At 65.1% G+C, this 17197-nt stretch carries 12 protein-coding genes; 10 read left to right on the forward strand and 2 right to left on the reverse strand.

Annotated elements, in window-relative coordinates:
• Positions 1-65 precede the first annotated feature (65 nt).
• Positions 66-929: a MurR/RpiR family transcriptional regulator gene (locus NFH98_RS00895; protein WP_045993152.1), complete on the reverse strand. Its 864-nt coding sequence runs from the start codon at positions 927-929 to the stop codon at positions 66-68.
• A 404-nt stretch (positions 930-1333) separates the two neighbouring features.
• Between NFH98_RS00895 and NFH98_RS00900 the strand changes: the two genes are divergently transcribed.
• From NFH98_RS00900 to NFH98_RS00945, 10 genes are all read left to right on the forward strand, one after another.
• Complete coding sequence (locus NFH98_RS00900; RefSeq protein ID WP_349622105.1) at positions 1334-2167, forward strand: TIM barrel protein; 834 nt, start codon at positions 1334-1336, stop codon at positions 2165-2167.
• Positions 2168-2298: 131 nt separating this feature from the next.
• Entirely contained in the window at positions 2299-3207 is a 909-nt protein-coding gene (locus NFH98_RS00905; protein ID WP_349622106.1) for a sugar phosphate isomerase/epimerase family protein, read from the forward strand.
• Between the two features lie 260 nt (positions 3208-3467).
• The gene (locus NFH98_RS00910; protein ID WP_108449516.1) at positions 3468-5384 is read left to right on the forward strand and encodes a bifunctional 5-dehydro-2-deoxygluconokinase/5-dehydro-2-deoxyphosphogluconate aldolase; all 1917 of its coding nucleotides are present in this window, start codon (positions 3468-3470) and stop codon (positions 5382-5384) included.
• A 110-nt stretch (positions 5385-5494) separates the two neighbouring features.
• The gene (gene iolD / locus NFH98_RS00915) at positions 5495-7357 is read left to right on the forward strand and encodes a 3D-(3,5/4)-trihydroxycyclohexane-1,2-dione acylhydrolase (decyclizing) (protein ID WP_348815155.1); all 1863 of its coding nucleotides are present in this window, start codon (positions 5495-5497) and stop codon (positions 7355-7357) included.
• 77 nt (positions 7358-7434) lie between these two features.
• On the forward strand, positions 7435-8334 hold the full coding sequence (gene iolE / locus NFH98_RS00920) for a myo-inosose-2 dehydratase (protein WP_045993157.1): 900 nt from the start codon (positions 7435-7437) through the stop codon (positions 8332-8334).
• 64 nt (positions 8335-8398) lie between these two features.
• Entirely contained in the window at positions 8399-9901 is a 1503-nt protein-coding gene (locus tag NFH98_RS00925; RefSeq protein ID WP_045993158.1) for a CoA-acylating methylmalonate-semialdehyde dehydrogenase, read from the forward strand.
• 490 nt (positions 9902-10391) lie between these two features.
• Positions 10392-12122, forward strand: coding sequence for a purine-cytosine permease family protein (locus NFH98_RS00930; RefSeq protein ID WP_108131839.1), 1731 nt, complete (start codon positions 10392-10394; stop codon positions 12120-12122).
• Positions 12123-12309: 187 nt separating this feature from the next.
• Complete coding sequence (locus tag NFH98_RS00935; RefSeq protein WP_045993160.1) at positions 12310-13314, forward strand: Gfo/Idh/MocA family oxidoreductase; 1005 nt, start codon at positions 12310-12312, stop codon at positions 13312-13314.
• A gap of 239 nt (positions 13315-13553) precedes the next feature.
• Entirely contained in the window at positions 13554-14528 is a 975-nt protein-coding gene (locus NFH98_RS00940; RefSeq protein WP_349622107.1) for a TAXI family TRAP transporter solute-binding subunit, read from the forward strand.
• 74 nt (positions 14529-14602) lie between these two features.
• A complete protein-coding gene (locus NFH98_RS00945) occupies positions 14603-16432 on the forward strand; it encodes a TRAP transporter permease (protein WP_349622108.1) in 1830 nt (609 codons plus the stop codon).
• A 36-nt stretch (positions 16433-16468) separates the two neighbouring features.
• Here the strand turns inward: NFH98_RS00945 and NFH98_RS00950 are convergent, their stop codons facing one another.
• On the reverse strand, positions 16469-17098 hold the full coding sequence (locus NFH98_RS00950) for a hypothetical protein (protein WP_348815159.1): 630 nt from the start codon (positions 17096-17098) through the stop codon (positions 16469-16471).
• Positions 17099-17197 lie beyond the last annotated feature (99 nt).

Here is a 17197-nt window from a genome sequence, read left to right on the forward strand (position 1 = left end):
GGCCTGCCCGGTCGCGCAGGGCGCGGGGCGTGGGCGGGCCAGGGTGTCGAGGGGCGAGCTGGCGGCTAGCCCGAGGCAGGGGCCTCGGGAGACGAGCCCTTGTCGGCGGCGCTGTCCTGGCGCACGCCCAGGGCGATGGCCATGCTCTGGGCCAGGCACAGGGTGGCGGTGAGGCCGCGGAAGCTCTTCACTTCCGCTTCCTGTACCACCAGGGTCACGTCGGCGACGCGGGCCAGCGGGCTCAGGGTGGAATCGGTGATGGCAACCACCGGCACGCCTTTATCACGGGTCTGTTCGGCTACTTCGCGGGTTTCCGAGGCGTAGGGCGAGAAGCTCACCGCCAGCAGGGCGTCGCGGGGGCCGATGGCCCGTGCCTGTTCCTGATGCATACCGCCCAGGGCATTGATCAAGAAGCAGCGCTTGTCGACGTGGTTGAGTGCGTACTGCAGGTAGCTTGCCACCGGGAAGGTGCGGCGCATGCCCATCAGGTGCACCGCCTCGGCGCCTTCCAGAAGGTCCAGCGCGCTCTCCAGCTGACGCGGGTCGGTACGCCCCGGGAGTTGCTCGAGCATTTCCCGGTTGGCGTCGGCAAATTCCCACAGCAGTTGAGAGCCGCTGGGGGTTTCACCGGTGGCGGAGCGCACCGCGTGGATGCGCTCTGAGTAGTTGGGCAACTCATCCACCAGGCGCGAGCGAAACAGCTTCTGCATGTCCGAGAAGCCCTTGAACCCAAGGCTGTTGGCAAAGCGAATCAGCGTGGACGGCGTGACGCCCGCCTGCTCGGCCAGCCTCGCCACGGTGGAAAAGGCTACTTCCTGCGGGTGATCGAGCAGAAAACGCGCCGTCTGCTGCAGGCGACGGCTGAGGTCGGGGTACTGCTCGGTGATCTGCGCTTCCAGCGCGCTGAAATCCTGAGGTAGCTCTGCCATGGCGGTTCACTCGGTTGCAGGGTGTTGCCCAGCGTTGGCCGTCGTCTGGGATCACCCTAGTCAATTGGGAATAAAAATTCCATTTATGCTTTAGTATAGAACGTTCGGATGGAACGTTTCATTCAGTGCCAAGGCTATCATTGTTCCCCTGGAGGAGGGGGGGGCGCCTTGTACTTTGGTCGACAAGTTGCGGCCACGCCGTCGGTCTTCGTGGGCTAGAAGCCGAGCCCAGATGATTGATTAGCGGGAAAAAGCCACAATCAGCTGTATGCCAAGGCACCAGAGGAGGAAACATTCCCTCTATTTGATCTTGGGAATTTTTGTTCTAAAGTGCGACCTAACCGGTTGCAAACAGTTCTGACGTGACGTTTCCGGCACCTTCTTCTCGGCTCAGGGAGCGCCCCATGCCATCTCGATCACTGCACTTTGCCCTTAACCATATGGTCTGTCCTCGCTACTCCATCGAGCAGCTGATGCGCCTGGCCGCCGAGCTCGGCATCGACGCGGTGGAGCTGCGCAACGATGTCGGCGACAACAGCCTGGCGACCCTCGAGCAGGCCGTTGCCGCCGGAGAGCTGGCCCGGGAGCTGGGTCTGAGCGTGCTCAGCGTCAATGCGCTGTATCCGTTCAATGTGTGGGACAAGGAGCGCGCCGTTCAGGCCGAGCACCTGGCCGAACGGGCAGCGGCGGCGGGCGCCCGGGGTCTGGTGCTGTGTCCGCTGGTCGCCGCGCCCGACGAGGCACCAACAGCCACCGATGTGGTCAAGGCGCTGGTGGAGCTGGGGGCAATCCTGGATCGTCACGGGCTCGTGGGGTTCGTCGAGCCACTGGGCTTTCCTGACTCGTCGTTGCGACTCAAGGCTGACGCTTTGGCCGCCATCGACGAGGCCGTCGCCATCCTGGGGCCATCGGAGCCGGCGCGCTTTTCGCTGGTGCACGACACCTTTCACCATCGAGGGGCCGGTGAAGCGGCACTGTTCGCCGCGCGCACCGGCCTGGTTCACCTGTCCGGCGTCGAGGATCCGACGCTGACCTTCGACGCCATGCTCGACGGCAACCGGGTGCTGGTGGGTGAGGGCGATCGTCTCGACAACGTCGAACAGGTGCGTCGCCTGCTCGCCGATGGTTATCGCGGCTACCTGTCCTTCGAGCCCTTCGCCGAGTCGGTACACGAGCTGCAGGATCCGGCGGATGCCCTCGCGCGCAGCATTGACGTCATCCGCGATGGTGTGGCCTGAATCGCCGCTGTGACCGCCACATCCATCGCGGTTGACCACGCGGCGATCCCCCCGTGTCGTGCTGAACGCCACCCACCTGGTTCGGTGACAACGTCCTGAACCTGAGCGTGAACAATGATAAGGAGACTTCCATGAAAATCGCCCTCGACCCCTTCATGCATCGCCACGTGCCCCTGGAAAAGCTGCCGCGCCTGGCCAAGGACCTGGGATACGACTATCTCGAGCTGTCGCCCCGGGATGACTTCTTCGACTGGTTCGTCCACCCCCGGGTGTTCCCGTCCCGCCTGCGCTCCTTCAAGCAGGCGCTCAAGGACAGCGAGGTCGAGATCGCCTCGCTGCTGCCGATGTTCCGCTGGGCCAGTCCCCACGAGGACGAGCGCCAGGCGGCGGTGAAGTACTGGAAGAAGGCCATCGAGGTGGCGGTGGAAATGGGGGTGGACACCATGAACTCCGAGTTCGGTCGTGGCCCGCACCCCGAGCGTGGCAGTTGCTCAGCCTGCTGCCATGGCGGCGCCACCACCGAATCCAGCGAGGCCGCCTGGTGGCGCTCGATGGAGGAGCTGGTACCGATCTTCGAGCGCGAAGGCATCCAGCTCAACGTCGAGCCACACCCGGATGACTTTGTCGAGACGCTGCACCCGGCGGTGGACATGATTCGTACCATCGACTCGGACAACGTGAAGTTTCTCTACTGCGCACCCCATACCTTCCACTTTGGCGATGACATGGCGCAGATGATCCGTGACAGCGCCCCGGTGCTGGCCCACGTCCACGTGGCGGATACCTTCAATCACAAGGGATCGTCGGGGCTGCGCTACATCATCAATCCGCCGGGCTCCACCGCCCGCATCCACCAGCATCTGGATATCGGCCAGGGCGAGATCGACTGGGATCTGTTCTTCAAGACGCTGGCCGAGATCGGCTTCGACGGCATCATGACCGCCTGTGTGTTCGCCTGGGAAGAGCGCGCCGAAGACTCCTCGCGCTTTATGCGCCAGGAGATCCAGCGCTACGTCGATACCTACTTCAACCTACGCTGAGGCTCGTCCTGGCCGCGCTACCTCCACGCCCTGTCCGGCGCCACCGGGTGGGGCGACTTGCCCCCCGGGAGCGTGACGGCAGGCTCCCGTGCTTCCCGGACACTGCTACGACCAAAGATGAACTGAATCGGTTGTTCCAGAGATTGAACGAGTGGAATATCAGTTCTATCATGGATTCAAATAGAACGAACAATCCAAAGTCGTCGGGACGCCCGTCACGGGCAGAGCACGGCTTATCGTGACCACACCAGGGTGACGCCATGACCACCAACAAGACGCTGGACCTAATCTGCCTGGGCCGAGCGGCCGTGGATTTCTACGGCGAACAGATCGGCAGCCGGCTTGAGGACATGTCGTCCTTCAACAAGTACCTCGGCGGCTCGTCGGCCAATATTGCCTACGGTACCGCTCGCATGGGGCTGAAGTCTGCCATGTTGACGCGGGTCGGCGACGAGCACATGGGGCGCTTCGTACGCGAGGAACTGGCCCGGGTGGGCGTGGACGTCAGTCAGGTCATCACCGACCAGGAACGACTCACCGGTCTGGTGATCCTGGGCATCAAGGATCAGGACACCTTTCCGCTGATCTTCTATCGCGACAATTGCGCCGACATGGCGATCAGTGCCGATGACATGGATCCCGAGTTCATCGCCTCCAGTCGGGCGCTGTTGATCACCGGTACCCATTTCTCCACCGACGGCACCTATCAGGCCAGCAAGACCGCCATCGAATACGCCAAGGCGGCCGGCACCAAGGTGATTCTCGATATCGACTATCGTCCGGTGCTGTGGGGCCTGACCTCGCTGGGTGACGGCGAGACCCGCTTTATCTCCGATGATGGTGTCAGCGCCCACCTGCAGACCATTCTGCCGGACCTGGACCTGGTGGTCGGCACCGAGGAAGAGGTCCACATCGCCGGTGGCAGCACCGACACCATCACCGCGCTCAAGCGTATTCGCGAGCTGAGCGATGCCACCATCGTGCTCAAGCTGGGCGCGCAGGGCTGCACCGTGCTCGACGGTGAGATTCCCGACAGCGAGTCCGAGTTCGAGGTATTCACCGGGGTGCGTGTCGAGGTGCTCAATGTGCTGGGTGCCGGTGACGCCTTCCTCAGCGGTTTTCTGCGCGGCTGGCTCAACGGTGAAAGTCATGAGCAAAGCTGTGCCTACGCCAACGCCTGCGGGGCCCTGGTGGTCTCCCGCCACGGCTGTGCCCCGGCGATTCCCAGCAGCGAGGAACTCGACGACTACCTGAGTCGCGCCGAGGATATCCCGCGTCCCGACCTGGACACGCGGCTCAACCACCTGCACCGGGTCACCACCCAGCGTAGCCCGACGCAGTGGTCGGATCTGTGCGTGCTGGCCTTCGACCATCGCAAGCAATTCTACGACATGGCCCGGGAGGTTGGCGCCGACCCCGGAAGGATCAAGACGTTGAAACGGCTGCTGGTGCAGGCGGCGGAGCAGGGCGCCGGACATATCGGTGACAGCCAGATGGGCGTGCTGATCGACGACACCTACGGTCAGGATGCACTCAATGACGTGACCGGGCGCGGCTGGTGGATTGGCCGCCCGGTAGAGCTGCCGAGCTCGCGTCCCATCGAGCTGGAAGGCGGGCGCAATATCGGTGCCCGACTGGCCGCCTGGCCTCGCGAGCACATCGTCAAGTGCCTGGTGTTCTACCACCCGGAGGACCAGCTCGACCTGCGCCGCACCCAGGAGCGCCAGGTGGTGGAGCTGTATGACGCCTGCCTCCGGACCGGGCACGAGCTGCTGCTCGAGATCATTCCGCCCAAGGATCAGCAAAGCGATGACGATACCTTTCTCAACGCCATGCAGCGCTTTTACAACCTCGGCGTCTATCCCGACTGGTGGAAGCTGCCGCCGCAGACCCCCGCGGCCTGGGAGCGCATCAGCGTGCTGCTGGCGCGACGCGCCCCTCACTGTCGCGGCGTGGTGATGCTGGGGCTCGATGCGCCCCTCGAGACGCTCAAGAAGGGCTTCATGGACAGCGCCGGGTTCGACGTGTGCAAGGGCTTCGCGGTGGGGCGCTCGATCTTTGCCGAGCCCAGCCGTCGCTGGCTCGCCGGCGAGGCCGACGACCAGGCGCTGATCGACGATGTCGTCGCCAATTACCGCGAACTGGTGGACTGCTGGAAAGAACGCCAGAGCGTCTGAACGAGAATGAGCGAAATGGGGGTGAGCGTGGTAGCGCTCCCAGACCATGACCAAGATAACGATAATCCGGGTCCCCTCAGGACCCGGCAGCCATCTCCGAGAGCATTGCCATGTCCACGATTCGACTGACCATGTCCCAGGCGGTGATCCGCTACATGCAGGCCCAGAAGGTGAACGTCGCCGGCCAGATCAAGCCGCTGTTTCCCGGCGTCTGGGCGATCTTCGGCCACGGCAACGTGGCCGGCCTCGGCGAGGCGCTGTATCAGGCCCGTGAGACGCTGCCGACCTACCGCGCCCACAACGAGCAGGCCATGTGCCACGCCGCCATTGCCTTCACCAAGACGCTCAATCGGCGCCAAGTGATGGCCTGTACCGCCTCCGCCGGTCCTGGTTCGGTGAACATGGTAACCGCGGCGGCGGTGGCCCACGTCAATCGACTGCCGCTACTGCTGCTGCCGGGCGACACCTTCGCCACGCGCAAGCCCGATCCGGTGCTGCAGCAGGTCGAGAACTTCCACGACCACACCCTGACCTCCAACGACTGCTTCAAGCCGGTGAGTCGCTTCTTCGATCGCATCACCCGGCCGGAGCAACTGCTGACGTCGCTGCCCCAGGCGATGCGAGTGCTGACTGACCCGGTGGAGTGTGGTCCGGTGACCCTGGCGCTGCCCCAGGACATCCAGACCGAGGCCTACGACTATCCCGAGCATTTCTTTGCCGAGAAGGTACACCACCTGCGCCGTCAGGCCGCCGACCCGCGCGAGCTCGACGATGCCATCGCCTTGATCCGCTCGGCCGAGCGACCGCTGCTGGTGGCCGGTGGCGGCGTCCACTACGCCGAGGCGCTGGCTGAGCTCGACGCCTTCGTCAGCCGCTACCAGGTGCCAGTGACCGAGACCCAGGCGGGCAAGGGCGCGCTGCCCTGGGACCATGCCAGCAACGTCGGCACCCTGGGTGTGACCGGTTCAGCCGCCGCCAACAGCCTGGCCCAGGAAGCGGATCTGATCATCGCCGTGGGCACCCGGCTTGGCGATTTCGCCTCTGGCTCCCGGGCGCTGATCAACCCCGAGGCGAAGATACTGTGTCTCAACGTGGCCTCCTTCGATGCGGTCAAGCACTACGCCCAGCCGCTGGTGGGCGATGCCCGCCTGAGCCTTGTCAGCCTGAAGGACGGGCTCGAGCAGGGCACCGCCCCGTGGCGGCCGGCCTCGTCCTGGAGCGAGCGGGCGGCCGCGCTGCGCGATGACTGGAATGCCACCGTGGAACGGGTGACCCAGGATCGCGGCACCGGGCTGCCCTGTGACGCCGAGGTGGTGGGGGCGGTCAACCGCGCCGCCGGCGAACGCGACATCGTGGTGTGTGCCGCGGGGGGCCTGCCGGGCGAGCTGCAGAAACTGTGGCGTACTCGCTTCGATCGCGGCTACCACATGGAATACGGCTACTCCTGCATGGGCTATGAACTGGCCGGAGGCCTCGGCACCAAGATGGCGCTGCCCGATTCAGAGGTGTTCGTGATGGTCGGTGACGGCTCCTACCTGATGATGAACTCGGAGATCGCCACCTCGGTAATGCTGGGGCACAAGATCATCGCGGTGGTGCTCGACAATCGTGGCTATGGCTGCATCCATCGACTTCAGCAATTCTGCGGCGGCCCCGGCTTCAACAACCGGCTGGAGGACTGCCTGAGCGTCGAGGCCGGCGCGCCCAAGACCGACTTCGCCGCCCACGCCGCCGCCCTGGGCGCCAATAGCGAGAAGGTCGCCAATATCGCTGAGCTTGAGCAGGCCCTCGAGCGCGCCAAGGCGTCCGACATCAGCTATGTGATCGCCATCGACACCGATGGCCTCAACGACACCAAGGAAGGTGGTGCCTGGTGGGACGTGGCGGTGCCTGAAGTCTCGCCGCGTCAGGAAGTGGTGGACGCCCGCGAGCGCTATCAGTCCCACAAGGCGCGTCAGGCCAGAAATCTCTAGGCCCGAGTCCGCTCTGCCACAACAACCAAATATTCCAGGCGCGCCGGCGCCTGGAGCACCGAACGCCGGAGGACGCCATGAGCATAAGACTGGGCATCAACCCCCTGACCTGGACCAACGATGACCTGCCCTCGCTGGGCGGAGACACCCCGCTGGAGACCTGCCTCGCCGAGGGACGAGAGGCCGGTTTCGACGGCTTCGAGCTGGGCCACAAGTTCCCCCGCGACGCTGCCACCCTGGGGCCGATCCTCGAGCGTCACCAACTGTCGCTGGTGTCAGGCTGGTACAGCGCCGAGCTTTTGACCCGCAGCGCCGAGGAGGAGATCGCAGCGCTGACGCCCCATCTGGAACTGCTCAAGGCGCTCGGCGCCAGGGTCATGGTGTTCTGCGAGGTCTCGCGCTGCGTGCATGGACAGATGGGGGTACCGCTGAGCCATCGCCCCACCATGAGCGACGAGGAATGGACGCTGTTTACCGAGCGCCTTGACCAGGTGGCCGAACACTGCCAGCGCGAGGGCGTGCAGATCGCCTATCACCACCATCTGGGAACGCTGGTGGAATCCGAGGCCGACATCGACCGGCTGATGGCGGCCACCGGACCGGCGCTGGGCCTGCTGCTGGACACCGGCCACCTGGTGGCTGCCGGTGGCGATCCGTTCGGCGTGCTCGAGCGTCACGCTGCACGCGTCAACCATGTGCACTGCAAGGATATCCGTGCCGAGGTGCTGGCCGATGTGCGCAACCGCAACCGGAGCTTCCTGGAAGGGGTACTGGACGGCATGTTCACCGTGCCCGGTGATGGCTTCATCGACTATGGCCGGTTGTTCCAGGGGCTGGTCGCGCACGACTACCAGGGCTGGGTGGTGGTGGAGGCCGAGCAGGATCCCGCCGTGGCCCATCCACTGACCTATGCCCGCAAGGGCTATGACCATCTTGCACGCTGCTGCGACGAGGCCGGGCTGGCCCTGGCCTCGTGACAGCGACCCCCGTGCCGATGTCTTCAGTCATCTGTTCGATAACTCTTTGTATCAGGAGCACCGCATGACCATTCTGGGCAACTTTATCGCCGGCCAGCCCCAGGCCAGCCACAGTGGCCGCACTGCCGAGGTCTTCGACCCGGCCAGCGGCGAGGTGACACGTCAGGTAGCACTGTCCAGCGCCGACGAGACCCGTGACGCCATCCGCGTCGCCGACGAAGCCTTCCCCGGCTGGGCCAAAATGTCACCGCTCAAGCGTTCACGCATTCTGTTCAAGTTCAAGGCGCTGGTGGAAGAGCACGCCGACGAGATCGCGCGGCTGATTTCCTCCGAGCACGGCAAGGTGTTCTCCGACGCCAAGGGCGAGCTGACACGCGGGCTCGAGGTGGTGGAATTCGCCTGCGGCATACCGCACCTGCAGAAGGGCGAACATTCCCTCAACGTCGGCACCGGTGTCGACAGCTTCTCGCTGATGCAGCCGCTGGGCGTGTGCGCCGGCATCTCACCGTTCAACTTCCCGGCCATGGTACCGATGTGGATGTTCCCGGTGGCGCTGGCCTGTGGCAACACCTTCGTGATGAAGCCATCGGAGAAGGATCCGTCCACGCCGATGCGTCTGGCCGAGCTGCTCAAGCAAGCCGGCCTGCCGGACGGCGTGTTTAACGTGGTCAATGGCGACAAGGAGAGCGTGGACGTGCTGCTCACCGATGAGCGGGTGCAGGCGGTCAGCTTCGTCGGCTCGACGCCCATCGCCGAATACATCTACGCCACGGCGTCTGCCCACGGCAAGCGGGTTCAGGCGCTGGGCGGCGCCAAGAACCACATGGTGGTGATGCCCGATGCCGACCTCGACCAGGCGGTGGATGCGTTGATGGGCGCGGCCTACGGCAGCGCCGGCGAGCGCTGCATGGCGATCTCGGTGGCGGTGCCGGTGGGCGAGGAGACCGCCGAGCGGTTGCGCGCCAAGCTGGTCGAACGGCTGCAGACGCTGAGCGTCGGCCCCGGCATCAAGGAGGGGCCCGACCACGACATGGGGCCGCTGGTCACCCGCGCTCACCTGGACAAGGTGGTCGGCTATATCCAGGCCGGCGTCGACGAGGGCGCCGAGCTGGTGGTGGACGGACGCGAGGCGACTATCGACAACGCCGGCAATGGCTTCTTCGTCGGGGGTTCGCTGTTCGACCACGTCACGCCGGGCATGCGCATCCACCGCGAGGAAATCTTTGGCCCGGTGCTGGCGATCGCCCGCGTCGACAGCTTCGAAGACGCCCTGGCCATGGTCAACGACCACGAATACGGCAATGGTACCGCCATCTTTACCCGTGACGGCGCCGCCGCTCGCCAGTACTGCGAGCGCATTCAGGTCGGCATGGTCGGCGTCAACGTGCCGATCCCGGTGCCCATGGCCTTTCACAGCTTTGGCGGCTGGAAGCGCTCGCTGTTCGGCCCGCTGCATATGCATGGCCCCGACGGCGTGCGCTTCTACACCCGCATGAAGACCATCACCCAGCGCTGGCCCAGCGAGGTACGTGATAGCGGCGGTCACTTCACCATGCCGACGCTGTAGCTGTAGCTGTGGTCCTGTGACTGCGTATGACGCCGTAGCGGTGCGTGTGTCGCCTTGGCGATGCATCAAGCGTCCCGCTTCGGCGTTGGTGCCCTGTCCCGTCGGCGATGCTGCGGCGTACCGGGGGCGGATGCTATCCGGTTGCGCCGTTTCACGCTTGCCAAGGCGCCGAATCCGGCGCCTTCTTTTTGGCTATCGCGGCAGGTGTTGAAGCGTGGGACTGGAGCGAGTGGTTAAGGCGGATAGATGATGTTTGTGTGCGCCAATTCAGTTAAAGGTGTCGTCATGGATTACGTTATTTACAATTTTGTCGGATCAGGCGTTCGAGTCGACTAAAGTATAGAACGTTTGGTTTTTTGTTTTTTCTTTCGGAATGTATGTTTCATTTGGTGCGGGCCGTGGAAAAGCATGGACCGCCGAGGTTGGAGTCCTGACCGTTTGCAACCGGTCACAAGGGCCATCGATCCTCCAATAACAAGTGGACAACGTTATGAGCACAGAAGCGGCAGGGGCGCAGGCGACCGCGACAGCGGACGACAACGCCCAGAGCGAAGAGCTCGAATATCAACGCATTCCCCCCAGCCGGCAGTTGAGCGGCAAGTACTTTCTCGGGGCCTACTCCGGTGAGCACGTGGCCGGCACCGAATTCGTCATCGGCGCAGCGCTGGTCACCTTAGGTGTTTCCACCGGTGATCTGATCTGGGGCCTGATTCTCGGTAATTTCATGGCGGTGCTGTCCTGGGCCTGGATCTGCAGTCCGGTGGCTACCCGCACCCGCATGACGGTGTACTGGTTCCTGGCCCGGCTTGCCGGCAAGAAGATCTCCACCGTCTACAACATCCTCAATGGTGTCTTCTACGCCGTCATTGCCGGCGCCATGATCACGGTCTCGGCCTCGGCCTTCCGGGTGCTGACCGATATTCCGCCCCAGGTGGGACTCTATCCCACCAGTGCCAGCTTCGTGATCCTGGCGCTGCTGGTCGGCGCCTTTACCGTCTGGCTGACCCTCAAGGGCTTCAAGCGCATCGCCAACTTTTCCACCGTATGCGCGCCCTGGATGGCGATCATGTTCCTGGTCAGCGGTATCCTGTCGATCCCCATCGTCACCCACCTGGGCGCCGAGCAAGGCATCGATGGCCTGGGCAATGTGCTCGGTGCACTGGTGTGGACCGGCGTTACTCCCGAAGGCGAGCCTGGCATCAACATGTGGGTCATCGCCGCCTGGGCCTGGGGCATCAACCTGCCGATGCACCTCGGCATGAGCGACATGAGCATCCTGCGCTTCGCGCGCAAGTCCTCCTACGGCTACTTTTCGGCCTCTGGCATGTACATCGGCCACTTCATGGCCTGGGTCTGTGCGGGCATCCTTGGCGCCACCTCGGCGATGCTGCTCAAGGAAGCCATGGTCGATCTTGATCCGGGCGCCATCGCCTTCCGTCTGCTCGGCGCCATGGGGCTGGTGGCGGTAGTGATCGCCGGCTGGACCACTTCGATCCCCAGCCTCTATCGCTCTGGGCTCGCATTCCAGGCGGTGTTCCATCGTCACAAGCCGTTCAACGTTGCCCTGGTGGTGGGGGCTGCCACCACGGTCGTCGCCTGCTTCCCGTTCGTCTTCGGTTCGCTGCTCAACGTCCTGTCCTACTTCGTGATGATGATGGCCCCCATCGGCGCGATCATCGCCGCCGAGCATTTCCTGCTGCCGCGCCTGTCGATCCGCCCGCTGTGGCGCGAACATCAGGGGCTCGAGGACAATCGTCCGGCCATGCTGACCTGGGCCATCGGGGTGATCCTCGGCGTCGTGCTCATTGCCCTGCCCCAGGTGCATCTGTTTGTCGTGTTTCTCCCGGTGTGGACCCTGAGCTTTCTGCTCTACCCGCTGCTGTGCCGCCGGATGGGCGCGAACACCGAGTCCGGTATCGACTATTACGAAGAGGCCTATGGCCCGGTGGATCCGCCGGAACTGCCCGGCGAGTCGCCCCAGGCGCAGCCCGCGGTCAATCGTCGTGATCCGCTGTACCTGATCTCGTTTGCCTGCCTGGTGATCATCATCCTGGCGGCACTGTGGTCATGGACCGGTGACAACGCCGCTGTCGTCGACTACGTGGAAACCTTCAAGTGGCTGGTGATTCCGCTGTCGCTGGTGTACTTCGTGTGCGCTTCGATCTGGATTCATCGTCGTCGCCCGGCGGCGGCGCTTGCCGCAGACGATCCCCATGTGTGATGACCCCAACCCTCAACAAGGCTAAGTGACATGGCCGCCCGAGCGATCGGGCGGCCACGCCACCTGGCTCTGGCACCAGCGCCGCGACGCTGGTAGAGCCTTGACGCTGCCCACACGACGTTTTCGACCCATACGAGGGCAGCAGGTGCGATTTCAACAAGTGGTCAATAACAGAAAGGAGCCAGACATGACGCTATCTATCGGCATCATCGGTACCGGAGCCATCGGCAAGGAACATATGCGCCGGCTGAACCATACCCTCAAGGGTGCGAGGGTGGTGGCCGCCAGTGATGTCGGCCTCGAGCAGGCGCAGGCCGCCATCGACGAGGTCGGCATCGAGGCCAGGGCCTATGCCAGCGGCCACGACGTCATCAACGCCGCCGAGGTCGACGCCGTGGTGGTGACCTCCTGGGGACCGACCCACGAGGAATTCGTACTGGCCGCCATCGAGGCGGGCAAGCCGGTATTCTGCGAAAAGCCACTGGCCACCACCGCCGAGGGCTGCCTGCGTATCGTCGAGGCCGAGATTGCCTCGGGTCGTGCGCTGGTCCAGGTAGGCTTCATGCGCCGTTTCGACTGGGCATACCGCCAGCTGAAGGCGCTGCTCGACGAGGGTGGCATCGGCCAGCCGCTGATCGCCAAGTGCGCGCATCGCAATGCCCAGGCCAACTTCTCCGGCGATGCGGGCCTGATCGATTCCTGCGTCCACGAGTTCGACGTGATGCGCTGGCTGCTGGAGGACGACTACGTCAGCGCCCAGGTCATCCAGCCGCGGGTTTCCAGCCTGGTGGAGGGTGATCTGCAGGACCCCTCGCTGATCATCCTGCGCACCCGCAAGGGCATGGTCATCACCATCGAGAGCTTCCTCAACTGCCAGTACGGCTATGACATTCGCTGCGAACTGGTGGGGGAGAGCGGCGTTGCCGATCTGCCGCAACCGGCGAGCGTGCCGCTGCGTCACAGCGCACGGGATTCTCTGGGCGTGATCACCCACTGGAAGGACCGCTTTATCGACGCCTTCGATGTGGAGTTTCAGGAGTGGGTCGATGCCACCGCCAAGGGCGAGCGGCATGGCCCTACCGCCTGGGATGGCTATGTGGCGGCGGTGACCAGTGACGCCTGCGTCAAGGCGCGGCATTCGCAGCAGGTCGAGCCGATCGCGTTGGCCGAGCGTCCCGCCTTCTACCGCTGAAACTGGTGTCACGCTGCCTGCCCTGATAGCGCGGGCGTCTGACATCATTGGCCACGGGCGTCGCTATGCTCGGCGCCCGCGACTTTTTCTTGGGGCCACGAGTGTCTTGGCGCCGTGGCACGAATCACGCCAGTCGAATATGCTGTTGGCCGGCCATTCCCGCCAGATCCTGAAGCCTGGCGGGAGCATAAGCAAAACGAGGCACTGGCCACGCCCGCTGTCGACTGGAGACCCCCTCAATGCGTCATCTTCGAAGCCGTGGCCTCAAGGCCCTGACGGCTGTGCTCGCCGGTAGCGTCGTGCTGACCGCCGCAAGCGCCCACGCCCAGACCCGCCTGACCTACAAGTCCGCCTCCGCCGGCACCGCCTACTACCAGATGGGAGTGGAGCTGTCCGAGGCGATCAAGGCCGGCACCGAGGGTGACATGACCCTGACCCTGGAAGAGAGCCAGGGCTCGGTGCAGAACGTCATGGAGGTGATGGCGCGTCCCGGCAACTACGTCTTCACCTCACCGCCCGGCCTGGTGACCCGCGCCCGCGAGGGTACCGGCCCGTTCGAGAGTCGCAACCATCCGCGCTTGCAGGACATTCGTGCACTCTTCCCGATTCCCTCGCTGACCATGCACTTCGTGGTGGCGGGCGAGCAGGACACCCTCGGCATCGATGAACTGGCCGGCAAGCACCTGCTGATCGGCCAGGGCTCCTTCGGTGCCCGCGAGGCCGCACGCTATCTCGAGCTATTCGAGCTCGCCGACCAGGTCGAGGTCGACGATGCCGACGTGGGCAGCGCCCCCGACGCGCTCAAGAACGGCCAGATCGACGCTTTTGCCACCGCCAGCTCCTTCCCGGCACCCAACGTGATCGAGACCGCCGCGAGCCATGATGTCGGCCTGGTGTCGTTCACCGAAGCACAGGTCGAGGCCACCGGCGCCGCCCCCCAGACCATCCCCGCCGGCACCTACGCGGGCATCGACGAGGACGTGCTGACCACCTCGCTGCCGGTGGTGGCCTACACCACCAGCGCGATGGACGAGGACACCGCCTACACCCTGACCAAGACCTTCTGGGAGCGCCGCGAGGCCATGGCCGAGACCTCGCCCTGGTGGCAGGCGATCTCGCCGCAGATGCTGACCAACCTCGAGGGTCCGCTGCACCCCGGCGCCCTGCGCTACTACGACGAGGTCGACGTGAAGGTGCCCGAGGCCCTGCGCTGAGACGATCCTGTCCAGGCCTCCGCCCGGCGGGCCCCAGTGGGCCCGCTCCGTTTCATCGATGATGTGCTGAATTCATGAACTCAAGCGACGCTTCTTCGTCGGCCGCAGCGGCCGACGCGCGTGACCCTGTTCGTTCGCCGTGGCCGGGTGGCCCGTTTTGGATCGCGCTCGGTGCCCTGTCGGTGGTGTTTCACCTGGGATTGATCTTCCACGGCCTGACGCCGGCGCTGATCAGTCGGCCACTGCATATGGCGCTGGTGTTGCCCTGGGTGCTGGTGTTTTCCGCCCGCACGCCGTGGCAGCGCATCAGTGGCCTGGGGCTGACCGCCCTCGGTATCGCCGCCTGCGGTTATATCGCCTTGAACGAGGACGCCCTGAGCGGCCAGTACGGCTTTATCGACACCCCCCTGCAGATGGCGGTGGGCTTGCTGCTGATTGTGGTGGCGCTGGAGGCCGCCCGGCGTGCCATCGGCTGGCCGCTGCCGCTGGTGACCGCGATCGCGCTGGGCTATGCGGCCCTGGGCCAGTACGTGCCCGGCGAGTTTGGTCATCCTGGCCTGCCCATGGCCAGCCTGGTCGGTTCGCTGACCATCGCCGAGGGCGGGCTGTGGGGCAAGCTGACCGGGGTCAGTGTCTCGGTGGTGGCGATCTTCGTGATCTTCGGTGCGGTGCTCAACGCGGGCGAGGCGGGGCGTGGCTTCATGAACCTGGCCGGCGCCGCGGCGGGCCGCCTGACCGGTGGTGGTGCCAAGGTATCGGTGATCTCCAGTGCGCTGATGGGCTCGATCTCGGGCTCGGCGTCGGCCAACGTGGCCTCCACTGGAGCCATCACCATCCCGTCCATGGCGCGACTCGGCTATCCACGCTCGCTGGCGGCGGCGGTGGAAGCGGTGGCCTCGTCCGGGGGCCAGATCATGCCGCCGCTGATGGGCGCCGGGGCCTTCGTCATGGTCGAGCTGACCGGCACCCCCTACACCGAGATCATGGCCGCGGCGCTGCTGCCGGCCTTTCTCTACTTCGCCACGGTGTGGCTCGGCATCAACGCCTTCGCCACCCGTTTCGATCTCAAGCCGGTGGCCGCCGAGGACCGCCCGGCAGCGCGCGAGGTGATCACCACCGCACTGTTCTTCGCGGTGCCCTTTGCGATCCTGCTCGAGCGCATCTTCCACGCCGGCAATACCCCCCAGTACGCCGCCAGCGTGGCGATCTTCGCAGGCCTTGCGCTGTTGGCCATGAACGCCGAGCTGAAGGTGTCGGGGGCGGAGTTCCGCGCCCGCCTGGCCCAGGCAGCGCTGACCGCCGGGCGCCAGATCGCGGTCATCGGCGCGATCATCCTGTGCGCCTCCCTGGTCATCGGGGTGCTGTCGCTGACCGGGCTCGGGGTCAAGGTTACCTCGGCGATCCTGTCGCTGTCCGGTGGGCAGCTGTGGCCGGCGCTGCTGCTTACCGCTCTGGCCTGCCTGGTGCTGGGCATGGAGGTGCCGACTACCGCCGCCTACGTCATCTGCGTCTCGGTGGCGGGGCCGGCGCTGACCGAACTGGGCCTGCCGCTACTGACCGCCCACCTGTTCGTGTTCTGGTTCGCGCTGCTGTCCACTATTACCCCGCCGGTGTGCGGTGCGGTGTTCATCGCCGCCGGCATGGCCGACGAAAACTGGCTGAAGGTGGCGGGCAAGGCCATGGCGCTGGGGGTCGGGCTCTACGTCATTCCGCTGGCGATGGTCGCGCACCCGGCGCTGCTCGACCTTGGCTCCGGCGTCTTCGCTGCCCTGGCCACCACCCTGGGCGTGCTGATCGGCCTCGGCCTTGTTTCCTACGGGCTGATCGGGCGTTTCGCCTGGTGGCTAAGGGCTGCCCTGGTGGCGCTCGGGCTCGGTGTCATCTTCGTGCCCTGGCCAGTGTAAAGGCGTGGCGGCAAGTGTCGCGTCGTTCCGTGAGGTTTAGCCTCGATCCGCGCGACGACTCGTCTCCCTGAAGTGCTCCACCATGGCGTCGTTGGCGCCCAGCATCGGCCCCTGCTCCCTGTCCGGGAACAGGGGCCGATTGGCGTAAAGGATCCAGGTATCCAGGGCGGGGCCCAGTGGCTGGATCACCCGCAGCCGGTCGGGATGACGCTCGATGGCGTCCTCGGCGACGATGGCGGCGTCGGCCTGGCCGTCCAGCAGATGCTCGAGGGCGGCGACTATAGTGGGGGCGTCGTGTTCCGCGAAGGCCGAAAGGTCGGTGTAGTGGCGGGTGGCGGGCTGTCGCAGCACGCTTTTCGGCTGGGCCACGTCAGCGCGGGCTACCAGCGCCAGCGGGCGGCTGGGGGCGATGAAGGCGTCCACCGGAAAGGCGCGATGCATGAAGCGCCCGACGCAGTCGGCGTGGCTGGGGTGGGCGCTGACCTGCAGCACATAGTCGTAGCCTCCGGCGACCAGCTTTTCGAAGGCGCCGATGAAGTCATCCACCAGGCTGATCCGGGGCTCGATGTCGGTGAGGTCAGGCTCCTTGAGCCTGCGATCGTCGAGATAGCGGGCGAGCACCAGGGCGTGGTTGCTGTCCTCGGGGCCGAGGGTGGCGAAGTGCATGGCGGTCTTCCCCTGTGGTGTGGTGCGTGGATAGCGATGGATGGATGCGGAGCAAGGAGTCGTTCGGGGTGACGGGGCGCGTCGGGCTCTCCCTGTCGC

It is taken from the genome of Halomonas sp. H33-56, from assembly GCF_040147035.1.
Lineage (GTDB): Bacteria > Pseudomonadota > Gammaproteobacteria > Pseudomonadales > Halomonadaceae > Halomonas > Halomonas litopenaei.